Source organism: Bianquea renquensis, assembly GCF_014384895.1.
GTDB lineage: Bacteria > Bacillota > Clostridia > Lachnospirales > Bianqueaceae > Bianquea > Bianquea renquensis.
Genome location: NZ_JACRSQ010000005.1, coordinates 79,555 through 95,860 on the forward strand (window position 1 = coordinate 79,555; position 16,306 = coordinate 95,860).

13 protein-coding genes are annotated in these 16,306 nt (G+C 45.3%); 11 read left to right on the plus strand and 2 right to left on the minus strand.

Translation table 11 applies throughout. The features are described 5' to 3' along the window. The first annotated feature begins 5 nt into the window (after nucleotides 1-5). From H8730_RS05120 to pap, 11 genes are all read left to right on the plus strand, one after another. Complete coding sequence (locus tag H8730_RS05120; protein ID WP_249289518.1) at nucleotides 6-1,175, plus strand: glycosyltransferase; 1,170 nt, start codon at nucleotides 6-8, stop codon at nucleotides 1,173-1,175. 29 nt (nucleotides 1,176-1,204) lie between these two features. Further along, nucleotides 1,205-2,212, plus strand: coding sequence for an acyltransferase family protein (locus H8730_RS05125; protein WP_177719696.1), 1,008 nt, complete (start codon nucleotides 1,205-1,207; stop codon nucleotides 2,210-2,212). A gap of 20 nt (nucleotides 2,213-2,232) precedes the next feature. Beyond that, on the plus strand, nucleotides 2,233-3,198 hold the full coding sequence (locus H8730_RS05130; RefSeq protein ID WP_177719695.1) for a polysaccharide pyruvyl transferase family protein: 966 nt from the start codon (nucleotides 2,233-2,235) through the stop codon (nucleotides 3,196-3,198). Between the two features lie 68 nt (nucleotides 3,199-3,266). Next, nucleotides 3,267-4,376 (plus strand): glycosyltransferase, encoded by a 1,110-nt coding sequence (locus tag H8730_RS05135; protein WP_177719694.1) that lies wholly within the window; start codon nucleotides 3,267-3,269, stop codon nucleotides 4,374-4,376. Further along, complete coding sequence (locus tag H8730_RS05140) at nucleotides 4,373-5,566, plus strand: O-antigen ligase family protein (protein WP_177719693.1); 1,194 nt, start codon at nucleotides 4,373-4,375, stop codon at nucleotides 5,564-5,566. Before H8730_RS05135 ends, H8730_RS05140 begins: the two co-directional genes overlap by 4 nt. Continuing rightward, the gene (locus H8730_RS05145; RefSeq protein ID WP_177719692.1) at nucleotides 5,553-6,515 is read left to right on the plus strand and encodes an acyltransferase family protein; all 963 of its coding nucleotides are present in this window, start codon (nucleotides 5,553-5,555) and stop codon (nucleotides 6,513-6,515) included. The genes H8730_RS05140 and H8730_RS05145 overlap by 14 nt, the downstream gene beginning before the upstream one ends. Beyond that, complete coding sequence (locus H8730_RS05150) at nucleotides 6,512-7,951, plus strand: lipopolysaccharide biosynthesis protein (RefSeq protein WP_177719691.1); 1,440 nt, start codon at nucleotides 6,512-6,514, stop codon at nucleotides 7,949-7,951. Before H8730_RS05145 ends, H8730_RS05150 begins: the two co-directional genes overlap by 4 nt. A gap of 195 nt (nucleotides 7,952-8,146) precedes the next feature. Then, a complete protein-coding gene (locus tag H8730_RS05155) occupies nucleotides 8,147-9,187 on the plus strand; it encodes an SGNH/GDSL hydrolase family protein (protein WP_177719690.1) in 1,041 nt (346 codons plus the stop codon). A 32-nt stretch (nucleotides 9,188-9,219) separates the two neighbouring features. Continuing rightward, entirely contained in the window at nucleotides 9,220-11,562 is a 2,343-nt protein-coding gene (locus H8730_RS05160) for a right-handed parallel beta-helix repeat-containing protein (RefSeq protein ID WP_177719689.1), read from the plus strand. A 218-nt stretch (nucleotides 11,563-11,780) separates the two neighbouring features. Beyond that, nucleotides 11,781-12,086, plus strand: a complete 306-nt coding sequence (locus tag H8730_RS05165) for a CD3324 family protein (protein ID WP_177719688.1) — start codon at nucleotides 11,781-11,783, stop codon at nucleotides 12,084-12,086. Between the two features lie 173 nt (nucleotides 12,087-12,259). Then, a complete protein-coding gene (gene pap / locus H8730_RS05170; RefSeq protein WP_177719687.1) occupies nucleotides 12,260-13,768 on the plus strand; it encodes a polyphosphate:AMP phosphotransferase in 1,509 nt (502 codons plus the stop codon). Between the two features lie 60 nt (nucleotides 13,769-13,828). Here the strand turns inward: pap and H8730_RS05175 are convergent, their stop codons facing one another. Continuing rightward, nucleotides 13,829-14,875: a Gfo/Idh/MocA family protein gene (locus tag H8730_RS05175; RefSeq protein WP_177719686.1), complete on the minus strand. Its 1,047-nt coding sequence runs from the start codon at nucleotides 14,873-14,875 to the stop codon at nucleotides 13,829-13,831. A 531-nt stretch (nucleotides 14,876-15,406) separates the two neighbouring features. Further along, nucleotides 15,407-16,240, minus strand: a complete 834-nt coding sequence (locus tag H8730_RS05180; RefSeq protein ID WP_177719685.1) for a sugar phosphate isomerase/epimerase family protein — start codon at nucleotides 16,238-16,240, stop codon at nucleotides 15,407-15,409. Between the last annotated feature and the right edge of the window lie 66 nt (nucleotides 16,241-16,306).

Below are 16,306 nucleotides of genomic sequence, written 5' to 3' on the forward strand. Positions count from 1 at the left end.
CAACAATGTTTGGCGGTGGGAGCGTTGGACGCATTGCTGTTGACTGTTATCGGGTTTTGACGAACAATGACATCGAGAGTACAATTGTGTATGGCCGTGGAGTGCCACCGAAAGACGTTACAACATATAAAATTGGAAATACGGCCGGCATTTATCTGCATGTCCTTTTGACCAGATTGTTTGACGCGTGCGGCTACGGTTCGTATTTTGCGACAAAGAAGCTAATTCGTTATCTGGAAGAATATAATCCAGATGTAATTCACATGCACAACCTTCATGGTTACTACATTAATGTATTTTTGTTGTTTGACTATCTAAAGAAGACAAACAAGCGTGTGATTTGGACGCTCCATGATTGCTGGAGTTATACGGGGCATTGCCCATATTATTCTTTGGAGAAGTGTGAGAAATGGAAAACAGGATGTAAAAAATGTATCCGAAAACATGAGCATCCAAAGAGTTTGTTCTGGGATGGCTCCAAACGAAATTATAATGATAAACGACGAAGCTTCTGTGGTGTTGATCGAATGACGATCGTTACTCCTTCGCAGTGGCTGAAACGCGAAGTGCAGCAATCATTTCTCAAAGAGTATCCTATAGAGGTAATTAACAACGGGATCGATGTAAATGTGTTCTATCCCCGAGATAACAGTGTTAGAGAAAAGTATAGAATTGGAGATAAATTTGTAATTTTGGGTGTAGCTAATGTTTGGGGGTATCCAAAAGGACTGGACGTGTTTGAGTATTTGGCGGATACATTAGATTTTAGAAAATATCAGATCATTATGGTCGGGCTTACTGAAATGCAAATTAAAAATATAGACAAACGTATTCTTGCATTGAAGCATACAGAGAGTGTTGACGAGCTTGCAGAGCTGTATTCAGCAGCTGATGTGTTTTTGAATCCGACACGATGTGATAATTTCCCTACAACCAATTTAGAGGCGCAGGCTTGTGGAACACCGGTCATTACATTTACCGGAACAGGAAGCCCAGAATCGGTAGGTTGTGAATGCGGAATCATTGTGGAGCAAAATGATCTGGAAGGAATAAAGGAGGCAATTCTTGAGTGTCAAAAAAATCCGAAATCTATTGAAGCCTGTGTTGAGCATGCTAATAATTATAAGAAAGAAATAGCGTATACTCAATATCTGGAACTGTATATGCAGGGCTGATCTGGTGGGAGACGAGAGGACAGAAATCTATGTCAAATTTGCAGGAAAGGAACTACTCAATAGATGGTTTGAGAGGGGGATCCGCTCTTCTTATTGTGTGCTACCATATGTTTTGTAGATATCAAGAACTGTATAATAACAGAACTATAACATTTGCATTTATAAACTACTGGGGACAGTTAGGTGTAGCGATTTTCTTTATTCTATCAGGCTTATATATGACGAGAAAGCATGAAAAGTGGACAATAATCGGGTTTGCCAGAAAGAAATTTCGCAGGCTTTGGCCGGCATATTTTGTAGCTATCTGTGTAATATTCTTTTTTACTCATCTGTTTAGTTTGCCGGGACGTGAATGCAGTTTATCAGAATTTTTCATAAATATATTCTTTGTGAATGGGTTTATTGGTGTGGACTATGTGGACAGTGCGCACTGGTATATTACATCACTTATTGGAATTTACTTTGTGATAGCTGTAATATATAAGTTTTTCTATAACAGAAGATTTTGGGTTTATAATGTATGGATCGTATCCAGTATGGTACTACATATTGTACAGCAGGTATCTGGTCAAACCATTGCAGCGAAGGCGGCATATTTTGTGTTACAACTGCTCGGTGGTCGATATATATCACTATTTGTACTTGGACTTTTAATGCAAGCTGTTTTAATTGACCGGGAAAAAATGGGAGTCGTGCACTGGGGAATACTTGTTATGTCTATTGGCTATCAAGTAATTCTGCACACTTATGTCGGCCTGATTGAGATGGTGATAGCAGCGGTTATGGTCGTGCTATGTCTGTATAATAAGATTCCGTTCCTTAGAAATCCTTTACTGGAATATATTGGTGTAAATTCTTACTCGATATATGTGATACACCAGAATATTGGTTTCTTGATCGAAAGAGAATTACAAAAGCAAATGGGATCATTTTCCTATGTGATACCGTTGATTGCGGTGATATGTGTTTTGGGATTAGGTTTGTTGTTGAATACACTGGTTGAGAGAAGTCGTCAACTGCTAAATAGAAAAATTTGATTAGCAAAAAAGGAGTTTATATGAAGAAAGTAATTCTGTATGAGCCTTCAATTGGAAGCGATAACTTTGGTGACCAAATCATCGTAGATAGTGTTAAGTATGCGTTAAGTGGATATTTATCGGATGCATTTACGATCGAGATGTCTACGCATAACCCGCTATCCTGGAGATATTTAAGATATATTCATAGAACCCCTGTGACACAGAAGATTGTCTGCGGAAGTAATTTAATTGTAGGCAAATTGAATAGTCTTATTCATATGCGCCAGTGGGCTCTTTCCGCTTCTACTATAAGGCAAGCGGGTCCCTGTGTTTTTATTGGTGTAGGGTCTCAGCAATACAATCAAAAAATCAACGCTTACACAAGAAGTGCCTATCAATATCTATTTAACAAAGATTATCTGCACTCCGTTCGCGATAGTTATACTGAGCAGGCATTGAAAAGCATAGGTATCCATAATGTAGTGAATACTGCATGTCCTACAATGTGGAGTTTAACAGAAGAAAAGTGCGCATCAATCCCAACTTCAAAGGCATCAACTGTTGTATTTACACTGACAGACTATAAACAGGATAAAAATAGAGATGAAAAGCTGATCTCGTGTCTGAAAAGAAATTATAAGAATGTCTGGTTTTGGGTACAGGGCAATGGTGACGCTGCCTATTTTCAGACGTTGCAGAGAACGGAGGGCATTAAACTGTTAAAACCCAATTTGGAATCTTACAACGATTTTTTGCTTAATCAGGATACGGATTTTGTTGGTACTAGATTACATGGCGGTATGCGCGCAATGCAGATGGGCCGCAGGACAATCATTATTGCGATCGACAATCGGGCAACAGAACTTCAAAAAGATTTTGGGATTCCTGTTATCCAGGAAAGTGACATTGACCAGCTCGACGATATGATATGTGGAAAATGGGAAACAAGAATTGAGCTTCCCACGGATAATATCAGAGCGTTTATGGAGCAATTTACATATTGAGGCAGTAATTATTCAATTTTGTATGAACAAATATATAACAAAAAGTTAGGATACGAGGTGGGATTGGGTTGAATATTTTGATAGTCATGGACTGTTTCCGCTATGGCGGATTATCTAAAATGATGAATTGGCTTGCAGGGTATCTGACGGAACAGGGCAATGGTGTGACTCTGTGTTCAGTATATCATAGTGACTATACGGATAGATTAGGCAAAAATGTAAAGTTCGTTTCGTTTGAGATTGCTGAATCTACATCTAAAATTAAGCGGAACACGTCGATTCTAATTAAAAAATGTAGGAAATTTTATGAGCTTATATTAAAAGAGAAGTTTGATCTTGTGCTTTCTGTGGGCGACCCATGCCTATATTTTGTCTTGCTGTTTAGGGGAATGCTGGATTATAAAGTGGTAGTGGCTGAACGAGTTGATCCTTATCATTGCCGCGGTATGGGAGACAGGTTGAAAAGAAAGTTGTATTACTCATGTGATGGATTTGTCTTCCAGACGGTAGGGGCCCGTGATTTCTTTAAAAAAGATATAATTGAGCATGCGATAGTTATTCCGAATCCAGTAGTTCCGGCAGATGATGTTCCAAGGTGGGATGCAACGAAAGCGGATAAAAGTATTGTATATGTTGGACGATATGATCCGGTTCAGAAACGTAGTGATATTATGTTCAGAGCATTTAGTGAAATCTTAAAGGTGCATTCCGATTTTGTGCTTGAAGTTTATGGCGGCGGATATGATAATGCGGCGGTTAAAGCACAGTGCGAGCAGTTAAACATACACAAGAACGTCAGATTTAATGGGGTCACAAATGATGTTTATAGGCAGCTGGTTAAATCAAGTATCTTTTTATTTACTTCTGATTTTGAGGGAATTCCGAACGCGGTAATTGAAGCAATGATGGTAGGAATTCCAATTGTTGCTACTGACTGCAGCCCTGGAGGCGCCCGTATGCTGCTGGTTGACGGTGAATATGGATATCTCGCCGAATGTGGGAATGCAAAGTCGATTGCAAAACAAGTTTGCTATGTAATCGAGCATATGGATGAGGCTATTGCAAAGGCGAATAAATGCCCGGAATCTTTAAAGCGATTTGATGCGAGTGAAATAGGAAGGAAATGGGAGAATTACCTTAAATCAATTGTAGGTGAAAGAGAGGAAAAAGCCAAATGAGAATAAGATGGAAATATATCAGTCAATATTTGTTGACGCTATCTTGTTTCGTTTTGCTATTTAAAGACATTCTTCCTGGATCACTGGATCAGGTTTTAATGATTTTACTTGCAGGTTTAACATTGATACATAACAGGTGGAAGATCGTAAAGGATCATGCAATTATCTGGTATGGTGTGTATGTTATTTTCAGTTTTATAGTTACTTTATATACCAGTTCCAGTTTTGCGTATTTTACTACAATCTGCTTTTCATTCATTGTTATTTATACTGTTACACAAAATATGCGCTATAATGAGGATTTAATACATTTTCTTAAGATGTATGCTTATTTTGGAGTTTTGTTCTGCACATATCTAATAATTGTATACCATGATAAGTTTGGACTAACCAGATTCGGAAATAATGGTATGCTTACCGGGACAAAGATAGATAGCTCTATTTCCCTGTCGTACTATCTTATTTCGATTTGCTGTGTTCTTATTTATGTGATAAGTGAAGAACAAAGGTGGCGTGTAAAAACGTTGCTTCTTATTGGCTTGTGTGAATGCTCTTTGCTGATTTTGTTTTCTGGTGTAAGAAAAGCTATATTGGTTCCAGTACTTTTTTACGTCATGTATATGTTCAGAAGGAATAAAAAACATGTGATTAGACTATTTAAGTATGCGGCTGTTTTGGTACTTGTTTTAATGGTAGGGATAAAACTTATCAATATAATACCAGGATTAAATAGAAATCTAGGTGATCGGTTGCTTACGCTGGTGAGCTCATTTAGTTCCTTATCAAGCGATTCGTCAATTAGCGAGAGAGTGCGTTTGGCCATTACGGGTCTGCAATTATTCTATGAGCATGTATTTTTCGGATTTGGGTTTGACCAAACATTTAACTACTTCAGGGCGAGTCATAATGGACTATCGCATCCTCATAATAATTATATTTTATTACTGGATATTGGTGGTATCGCATTTTTTTTGTCGTACTATTGGGGGCATATAAAGGTTATTGTAAGCGGACTTAAAAGATATATAAAATTGCCCTATGAGCAGGCAATCATTCTCTACTATGTGATTCTTACCCTGTTCTCAGACTTTGGAACAGCAAGCTATAACATTGTATTCTATAATCTATTTATAGGCATCGGATTGTGCATGTACAGATTAAGAAAGGAGGATAAGTGTGAGCAATCATGAAGAAAAATGTAGAATCGCATGGGTAGATTATTTTCGTGGCCTATGCATGTTTGGAGTTTTGGCGGTCCATTTAGGGGTTCCTGATTATATATATAGGTTATTTTCTCCATTTTTTCTTACTGGTTTTTTTTTCGTTTCTGGATACCTTACCGGGACAAAGAAAAAGAATATTAAATGGCTATGTAAGAGAATAAAAGCACTGTTCATCCCATTCATCTTTTTTGGTCTGATTAATTTGCTTGCGGATGCGCTGTTTACTCATTCAGATATATTAGCAGGAGTGATAGGATTTCTTGTGCAGATTCCTGGCTCCGGCCAGGATATGTTGTGGTTTATTTCATGCCTGATTCTCTGTGAGATCTTAACATGGATTATCCAGTGTTTATTTGAGGAGAATTTCTTAGCCACGACAATTGCCTATATCGGTATGTGTATATTGGGCTTTACTCTAAGTAGTTTGAGGATTCAATTGCCGTGGCATATTGAGACTGCAATGACGATGGGGATATTTGTCTTGATTGGTGAGCTGTATAGAAAGAACGAGAATAGGATAACGAGTATATTGGAAAAGCGGATTGCTATAATCAGCTTTGTGATTTATATAGCGCTCTATTTCATTTTTCCTAATATGTATATTGATATTCACTTAGGTATCTATACCAATATACCAGTATTTATTATTACTGCAATTTGTGCAATTGCATTCTTAACAGTGATATGCAGACATATGCATAAGATAGACGGACTGCAATTCATAGGAAAGAATACATTAGTATATTATGCACTTCAAATAAAATGTTTTACGGTATTAAAAAAACTAATTCGGTTTAATAATGCGATACTTAATTGGTGGCTTGTGTTTTTGGCGTCTCTTGTGATTTTGGGGATCGTTGCATGGCTAATTACACGTTACATACCGGAGATTATGGCTAGAAAGAGGGAAACATGAGAGAAGTTACATCGATTAAAACAGCAACGCTGTTAAATGCGGCAGCAAAATATACGAATGTCATTTTCAATCTGTTGGCTACATCCATATTGGCAAGAATATTATCACCTGAGGATTATGGTGTAGTCGCCGTTGTTACAGTTTTTTCGACCTTTTTTTTGCTATTTGCAGATATTGGATTGGGGTCTGGCATAATACAGAACAAAGATTTAAATGATGATGACATCAGCAATATATTTTCGTTTACGATTTATTTGGGACTGGCACTTATGGTATTATTCATACTTTGTTCATACCCTATATCATTATGGTATGGTGACAGCGTATATTTTACTTTGGGTGTTTGCTTATCATTCTCTTTGTTTTTTAATGCTATAAATATGATCCCTAATGCGCTCCTACAGAAGGAGAAGCAGTTCGTTGTAATCGCAATCCGCACAGTCGTGGTTGCATTGATTAGTTATGGTGTGGCAATTGCATTGGCTTTATTGGGATGGCGCTATTATGCCCTTGTGTTTCAGTCGATTGTTTCAGCTTTTTTGGCTTTCGCTTGGAATTACCGCAGTGTTAAATTGAGAATTCATTTACGCTTTAATTACAATAGTATAAAGAAAATTTTGAATTATTCGATTTTTAATTTTGCATATGAAGTTCTTAATTACTTCGGTCGAAACCTGGACAATTTATTGACAGGCAAATTTATAGGTAAAGTAGCATTAGGGTACTATAATAAGGCGTACAACTTGATGTTGTACCCTGTCAGTTATTTGACTTATGCGATTACACCCGTGTTACATCCGATTTTGTCTGATTATCAGAATGAAAGGAAAACGATATACGATAAGTATATCCGTATATTCAAAGTGCTTTCATTGTTGGGCACATTTTTTTCTGTATATTGTTATTTCGCAGCTGAAGAAGTTATCCTTATTCTATATGGTCGTCAATGGCAAAGTGCGATTCCGTGCGTCAGGGCATTAAGCATATCTATTTGGTTTCAAATGACCGCCGCCAGTTGCACAAGTGTATTCAAAAGTCTTGGCGACTCAAAGACACGGTTTTACAGTGGAGTGATTTATGTACCCATTCAGATAGTATGCATAGTAATAGGAATAATCGTTGGCAATATTGAGATACTGTCGATCTTTGTTGCAGTTAGTTTCATTGTTAGATTCGTTATTGAGTACTACTTTTTAATACGTCGCTGTCTGCACGAATCTCTTGTTAAATTCTATCGAGACTTGCTTCCTGAGTTGAGTATGGTCCTTGTAATGAGTGTCATCATGATTTTGATAAAAAGGATAGATGTGGATCATGTTATCATATCTGCCCTGATAAAAGGTTTGGCGTGTGGAATAACATATCTTATTATGCTATTTTTGACTGGACAATATCGATATCTGCTGTCGTTGGTTCCAAAAAAATGGCGAAAATAGTGATTCAAGGTTGGATGGCCGCCATGGAGAGCGCCGGATTTTGACCGCCCTCTCTCCAAACCTAATTCAGAGTCTGCTTTTTCACTCAAACCCTTTTCACAAAAATCCTTCCCACCATCTAGACAACCCCGTCCAACCGTGCTATAATACCCCAGGATAAAGAAAACCAAGCCATTTCAAAGGAGACGATCACCGATGATGCCCACCCCTATATGGGCTTCCACAGTCATCCAAAACGAATCCCTCCTCATGGTTCGCGAGGGAGAGCGGATCCAAGCACCTCTCCTGTGCCATCCCAAGGAGATCACAGCCGTTCAGAACGCCGCTCTGACCATCCAGTATGAGCCTGGCCGCGACTGGATTCTAGAGGATGACATGCTGGTTATCCCCAAGGGCAGCCGGATTCCCGTAACAGAAAAGGAAGAACTGGAAATCAGTCAGTATCGGGAGGGGGCCTGCTTTCCCAAAAAAGGCGGAGGCTATCTCTATTTCAGCGAGGGCGATTCCTTCCATCAAAAGCAGATTGCCGTCACCTATACCTGTGAACCAGGCCAGTGGACCGGCTACATACCGCCCAGACAGGGGGACCGCTTGCCCAACACCGCGGAAAAGTTGACGCATAAGCGGGACCTAACCATGATCATCTACGGGGATAGCATCTCAGAAGGCTATAACGCCAGCGGGTGTGTCGGGGTAGCGCCGCAGCAGCCCGCCTGGGGAGAGCTAACCGCGCGCTATCTGGAGGCGGAGTACCATACCGCTATCTGCTGCCACAACCCCTCCAAGGCTGGCATGGACAGCAAGTGGGGACTTGAGCATGTGGGAGAGAGGGTCAGCGTGCACGCGCCAGATCTGGTTTTCCTAGCCTTTGGCATGAATGATGGAACCAGCGGCCGTACACCGGAGGAATTTGCGGCGAACACAGAAGCGATGATGGATGTGATACGGAAGGCATCTCCCCATGTGGAATTCGTGCTTGTCGCACCATCCCTTCCAAACCCGCAGGCGCTAACCTTTGAGGGAATCCCCTTTTACAATCAACAGCCCGATTATAAGGAGGCCCTGGACACTCTCTGCCGGGAGGGCGTCATCGTGGCCAACGTGCGCGATGTACAGAGAGAATTGCTAAAGAAGAAGCGATTTATCGATATGACAGGCAACAATATCAACCATCCCAATGATTTTTTTCATCGGGTCTACGCACAGGTGGCCTACACGTCCATCCTGCCCCAATGACACAAGCAAATCGTAGGAAAGAAGGAAACGAAATGAAATCAATCCAAATTACAAGAGACATGGTACAAAACACCGCGGATCTTCAGCGGATTCTCGATCAGAATGCCGGTGCGGAGGTGGAGATCGTGCTCCAGGAAGGGCAGTACGATCTTGACAAGGGCCTGTGTCTCCGAAAAGAGCACGCGGGCATGACAGTGCGCGGAGAGGGCAAAGTACGCCTGATTGGCGGAAAGCGGTTAACCGGTTGGAAGGTGGCAGAGGACGACAGGATCGCACCGGAGGCCAAGGGGACGGTTCTTGTCTGCGATCTGCGGGAGAATGGCATCGGAGATACAAAGGCGATGGTGTCCCGCGGATATGGGCGAGCGGTGGTTCCCTCCCACTCCCAGCTATTCATCGACGGGGAACCGCAGCGGCTCACCCGGTACCCTAAGGAGGATGAATTCCTGACCATTGCCGGCGTTGTGGACGCGGATGTCAATGAGTGGGGGGAGGAGGCCGGCAAGCTGGAAGCTGGTTTTTACTACGACGATGAAGAACCGAAGACCTGGTCCGCCAGCGAGGATATCTGGGTCCATGGCTATTGGAGCTGGGATTGGGCCAACAGCTACGAGCGCGTTGCGGAGCTGGACACTGCAAATTACAAGATTGTCAATGCGGCTCCCTACGGCAACTTCGCCTTCAAAAAGGGACAGCGGTTTTGTTTTCTGAATATTATAGAAGAATTGACGGAGCCCGGGGAATATTACATTGACCGCCAGACGAATCAATTATATTGTATCCCGCCGGTTCAGGGGGCCGAGATGGAAGCCATTTTATCGTTGCTCGATGAGCCACTTTTGACGGTCAAGGACAGCGCGGATATTACGTTCTGTAACTTGCAGGTGGAAGCGGCCTGCGGCAGCGGAATTTTGGTGGAGGATTGTACGGGTGTCACCATTGACAACTGCCATATCCGCAATATTGGAAATCACGGCGTGATTTTGCTGCGGGGAAAAAACAATCAGGTCCTAAACTCGACTCTCCATGACTGCGGTGACTGTGGGGTGGAGGCTGTCGGCGGAGATCGTTTGACGCTGGAGTCTGCGGATTTCAGAATCTGCAACAACCATATGTACCGGCTGAGCCAGTGGTCCCGGTGCTATCAGCCTCCGATTCATATGACAGGCGTCGGGATGACGGCGAAAAATAATTTGATCCATGATTGTCCTCACACCGCGATTTTGTACTGGGGCAATGACATGACCATCGAGGACAATGAGATCTACAGTGTCGTCATGGAGACGGGGGATGCGGGCGCTATCTACACGGGGCGGGATTATACATTCCGTGGAAACCGGGTCTGCCATAATTATGTACACCACTTGGGCGGCGTCGGCATGGGCACGATGGGCATCTACAATGATGACTGTGTGTCCGGAACGGTGATGGAAGATAATTACTTCGTCGAGACCTCCCGGTCAGTCATGATGGGCGGCGGCCGAAACTTCACGGTCAAAAATAATGTCTTCGTAAAGTGCAATCCTGCAATTTTTGTGGATTGCAGGGGATCAGATGACCATCCGGTATGGAGAAAAATGGTAACCCAGTTTCTAAAAGACCGGTTTTACCACATTCAGAATACGGACGCACAGAACAAAGCCTATCCCAGCCCGGTGGAGGTCAGCGCCACCGATCCCATATACATGCAAAAATATCCGGAATTGGCGGAAATCGACGAGTGCTATAAAAACGGGGATGTGGTGCCTGGCAGCGGCCTCATCCAGGGGAATGTGTTCTGCTCAGATTTTAAGTTCCACTATCGCTATGATGACAAAACTCATACGCTGTACCGGGACGGGGAGGAGATCCCCTACACACCGGCGATTCTGAGCCATATATTCAATTCAAGGTGGGACGTTCGCTCCAATGGCTCCGAGGATGGAACCTATCTGTATAAAGAGAATGTATCGGCAACCCCGGAGGATTTTCAGGACGCGGTGTGGGGCGACTGGAATCTCGCAGAAGACTCGAAGGCATTCCGAAAGGGCTACAGCGGGCGCTCCATGGCAGGAATCGGCCTGCAAAAGAATCTGCGCGGTGAGAATCCCCCCTGTGTGACCACGGCCGTTACCGTTGAGGCGCGGGAAAATGGAAAGGCGATGGTTCTGCGCCTTTGGAATCATGAACCTTACCGGGTTCAGGGGACGGTCTGGGCGGAGACAAAAGGGGCTGGATGGAAACTGGCGCAGCCAGTGGATTTCGACCTTGAGTCCTTAGAGCGGAAGGAATATATCCTTGAAGTAACCGACACGGAGGAAGACTTTGTGGTCCGCGTGAGTTCTTCCATGCCGGGTGTGCGGCCCAGCATCTTCCGTGTGATGCGGATCCAATAAAGGAGGATGCAAATGATACTAGATTTTCTCTGCATACGCGTACTCCATGCAATGTCCGAGGAATGACGGCGAGGCTTGCATGGAGTAGGATTTGATCGCCGTTTCATTCTAACGACATTGCGTCCTTAAAGCGATGGAACCCATACATGTAAGGACGAGGAGGGGCGTGGGCCTCTCTTCTCCCAATGCGCCGCCGCGCGGCTAGAGGAGAGGTTAGAATGAAATATAAGAATGCGAATGATATCATTCCGGAGACGCTGCTGGCAGAGGTGCAGAAGTATGCAGCGGGAGACCTGCTGTATATTCCGCAGCTCAAAGAACGGCGAAAGAGCTGGGGCGAAGGCAGCGGGGCCAGGCAGTATCTTAGAAAGCGCAACCAAGAGATTCGAGACCGGTTTGACCAAGGGCAGACGGTGGATGAGCTTTCCGACGCATACCGTCTCTCTCCGGACAGCATCCGAAAGATCATATATGCAAAACCAAACATCTGCGGCAGGGCCACAGATTCTACGGAAGAAAAATAAGGCTTTTCCGGCTGTTGCACAATACAGCTGGGAAAGCCTTTTCCCGTGGAATAGAAAATTCAACTATACGTAATCTAGTATGAAATGAGATTGGGGTGCGCATACTATTTGACAGTTGTTCCCATGTACAGTATAATAGGGAAAAATAACCGAATCGACTGGGAGGGGCAAGTATGCTGGATTCTATAAATCTGATGACGGAGATTCCAAAGGCGGAGTATAAGCAGGAGGTGAGGGAGCTAAAGCGGCGGCTGGCCATGCTACAGCAGACCGTGCGGGAAAAGAAGCTGCCGGTGCTCATTCTATTCGAAGGCTGGGGCGCCGCTGGGAAGGGCAGTATCATCTCGGATGTAATGCTATCCATGGATCCGCGCGGATACTCGGTCTATTCCATAACCGAGCCATCCCAGGATGAATTGCGCAAACCTCTGCTCTGGCGGTATTGGATGAAATTGCCCGAATACGGACAGTTCACCATTTTCGATCGGAGCTGGTATCAGGATATTATGATTGCGCCGCTGGAGGAGAACATCAGGAAGAGCGAAGTGGCAAGGCGCGTGCACAGTATCAATACTTTTGAGCGACAGCTGGCAGACGATGGGTATGTGGTTCTCAAATTTTTCCTCCATATCGGTCAAAAAGAACAAGAGAAGCGACTTCGCAAGCTGGAAGAGAACAAAACCACGCGGTGGAGAGTGACGGAGCGCGATTGGAAGCGAAACAAGCAGTATGAGAGATATTGGACGGCCTATGACCACTATCTACAGGAGACGGATACCGCCTGCGCGCCGTGGCATTTGATTGATGCACACCATGAGCGCTGCGCACTTCTTTCGGTCTATCAAATCCTGGTCACCTCCGTCGAGACGGCGCTGCAAAATCGGGAGGATGGGGTTATGTCCTGGGTTCAGCCCTGTACGGCGGCCAAACCATATGAATCGCCTTTAGGTTTTCCCATGGTGTCCATGCCCAACCTCGCCGAGGTCCACCTGGACAAAAGGATGGAGGAGGCGGACTACAAAGCCGAACTTAAGAAAGCGCAGAAGACATTGGCCAAGCTCCATAACAAGCTGTACCTGAGTAAGCGGCCCCTGATCATCGCCTATGAGGGATGGGATGCTGCGGGGAAAGGGGGCAATATTCGCCGTGTGGCAGCCGCGCTGGACCCGCGGGGCTACGAGGTGATTCCTGTCGCCGCGCCGGACAAGACCGAGCTTGCGCATCACTATCTCTGGCGTTTCTGGAAGAATCTTCCAAGGACCGGCCATGTCGCCATCTTTGACCGGACCTGGTATGGCCGGGTGTTGGTGGAGCGCATCGAAGGATTCTGCAGAGAAGACGATTGGAAGCGTGCCTACCAAGAGATCAATGAGTTTGAAAAGGAATTGCATGACTGGGGGGCCATCCTCGTCAAGTTCTGGCTTCATGTTGACCAGGACGAGCAGCTGGCCCGGTTTATGGACCGTCAAAATACGCCGGAGAAGCGGTGGAAGATTACAGAGGAGGATTGGCGGAACCGGGAAAAGTGGAGCGCCTATGAAATTGCCGTCAATGATATGTTCCAGATGACGTCAACGGAATTCGCGCCGTGGCACATCATTGAATCCAATGATAAACGATATGGCAGGATTAAGGCGCTGAAAACGATCATTCACGCCGTTGAGTCTGAGCTAGCCCAATAGCTCAAAAAACGCATGGCGAATCCTCATTGGGAGGTTTCGCCATGCGTTTCAAATTTTGTATCAGTCCAAATTCACTTTGACGGGAAGGCCCGTATCCAGAGATTCATTGCAAGCTAAGGTAAAAGCCAGAGAGCGGACGGCGTCCTCATAGGGAGACCGAATTTTGGACGGATCGCCGCTCAAAACAGCGTCGATAAAGGTGCGGTCGCAGAGGAGACCGCTGTCGCCTTCTTGCCGGTAGACGGTGTCCGTAGTCCCCTTCCCGTTCATCGCACCATCCCCCTTGACAACAAGGCTGGAGTCCTCCACGGCAGCTTGCTTTTCTTCGAATACGCGGAGCTTATCCAGTATATACAGGTCTGCCCGGCTGTCCCGCGCGCCAAAGGTCACCTTGCTGTCAGCGCTGGCGCCAGCGGAGGCATAGCAACCTGTGGAGATGGCGGCGAGAGCCCCGTTTTGGAAGCGGACGACGGTGGTGGTTAGATCCTCCGTGTCGTATCCGTCCACATCGGTGACATAGCCCTTCGTGCCCATGGTAAAGACGGTGTCCGGTTCCCCAAAGACATAGCGGATGATGTCAAATTGGTGGATGGTCTGTTCAACGATCTGACCGCCGGACAGAGCCCGCTTTTTCCACCACTCGGTCCCGGGAATTCCGCCGACTCGAACGCAGTCGATAAAGACGATTTCATGATCCTGAATAAATTCTACAGTGGGCTCCACAAGATTGCTGTACCGGCACTGAAAACCCGAGGCGGTGATCAGACCAGCCTCCTGGATACGCTGGCGAATCTCGTGGGCCAGATCTAGGGAGAGTGCGACGGGTTTTTCCACAAAAAATGGGATGCGCCGGCGAATGGTTTCGAATTCAATGTCGCCGTGAGCGTAAGGGGGAATACAGATAAAGACCATGTCAGGCTGGACTGCGTCGTACATCTCTTTGTAGTCCGTAAACCCTTGCCCACTGCCAGCGGCTTTTGCGAAAGCCTCCGCGCGCTCAAGGATGATATCGCAGAAACCAGCCAGTTCAATATCGCGAAATTGTAAAAAATGGTCCAGATGATAGCGGCCGATACCGCCGCAGCCGATGATCGCTAATTTTTTCATTTTGCTTCCTCCTGCTTTAGTTGGATACTGTAAAATTTTTAGGGTCCTATTCCGTTTCAACGTGTTGCCGACGCCTCGCGGCCTGCACCAGATTCAGCGCAACATGCCCGTAGCCTCTCTACTGTTTCCATCCCCGGCCTTCATGTACGATTTGGCAGAATTTTAATGCTGTGAATAAGTGTCTAATGACAATCATCAGCCATTTTTTTAAAATTATGCCAACAAGAAATAGGCTGATATTTACGGATTCAATTCGTTTTTTCCGGGTATAACGCTGTGCTCCAGGCATCTGATCGGAGATGGCAGAAAAGTAATACTCATTGATCGCTTCACCCGTTTCCGATCTCTCTCTCAGGCAAATTTGGCATCGGTAGCAGTTGTTTTGCCTCTTCTGGACGAATTGCCTTCAGCCTTTCAATCAGGGATAGGGCCTCTAACAGATTTATGGTTTCTTGCCAAATGATGTAAGCAAGCATTGAGCGCCTGGACACCCTTGTCTGCGCGGAGGGTCTCGGCGTAGACAAGGCGGCGTTACGCTGCCTGCAATAGAATATCCAGAGCGGATGAGGTGATCTGATACAGATACGTAGGGCTATGGGGCATGGCGCTAAGTTCTGCTGTCAGATAGCCGTCATAGCCGGCTGTGCGCAGAGACTCCATGACCTTGTCCCAGTGAATGCTGCCCTCCAGCAAGTTGACGAACCAGCCGGAGTAGAGCCCGTGGGAGCGAAGGAAGTCCTTGACATGGACTTTTACGATCCGGCCTCCCAGAATTTCAATCCAGTGGTCTGGCTCTGAGTGGACCGCCACGTTTCCAACATCAAAGTACGCGCCGATGGATGGGCAATCCAATGCATCAAGGAAAGATACCATGTCGAAGGGGGACATAAAGAATCCATTCCAAACATTTTCGAGGCCGACGAGGAGTTTCGAAGCCTTGATTTCAGACGTAAGGGAAGAAAGGGCATTGAAAGCATTTTCGTGGGCCTGTAGAAGCGTTGTGTCTTGATCAAGACCGCCCGGAACCACTAAAATTCCATCAGCGCCCAATGCACTGGCGAGTTCTAATTGTCGCCGGACGATGCCTTTCCCCTTTTCCCGCATTGCCGGGTCGCGCGAGCCGAGGGGATTGCTGCCGTATAGAGACGTAGACACACTGCAGATCGTGAGTCCGGTGGCCTTGGCCAGCTCTCGGATTTGGACCAGCTGCGCCGCACTGGTGGCCATGGTCAAAGAATGACTGGAGGAATCGTCTGCATCCAGATTCAATTCCACTCCGTCAAAGCCAGCCGCTGCAATCTGCTGAAACATGGTTTCGAAGGATATACCGCCGGGAACAGACCATGCATTAATGGCCTTTTTCATAAGGTTTACACCCCTTTTCTAGTAAAATGTCTTGCATTTGAACTGGCTTTACTATATACTAAAAGA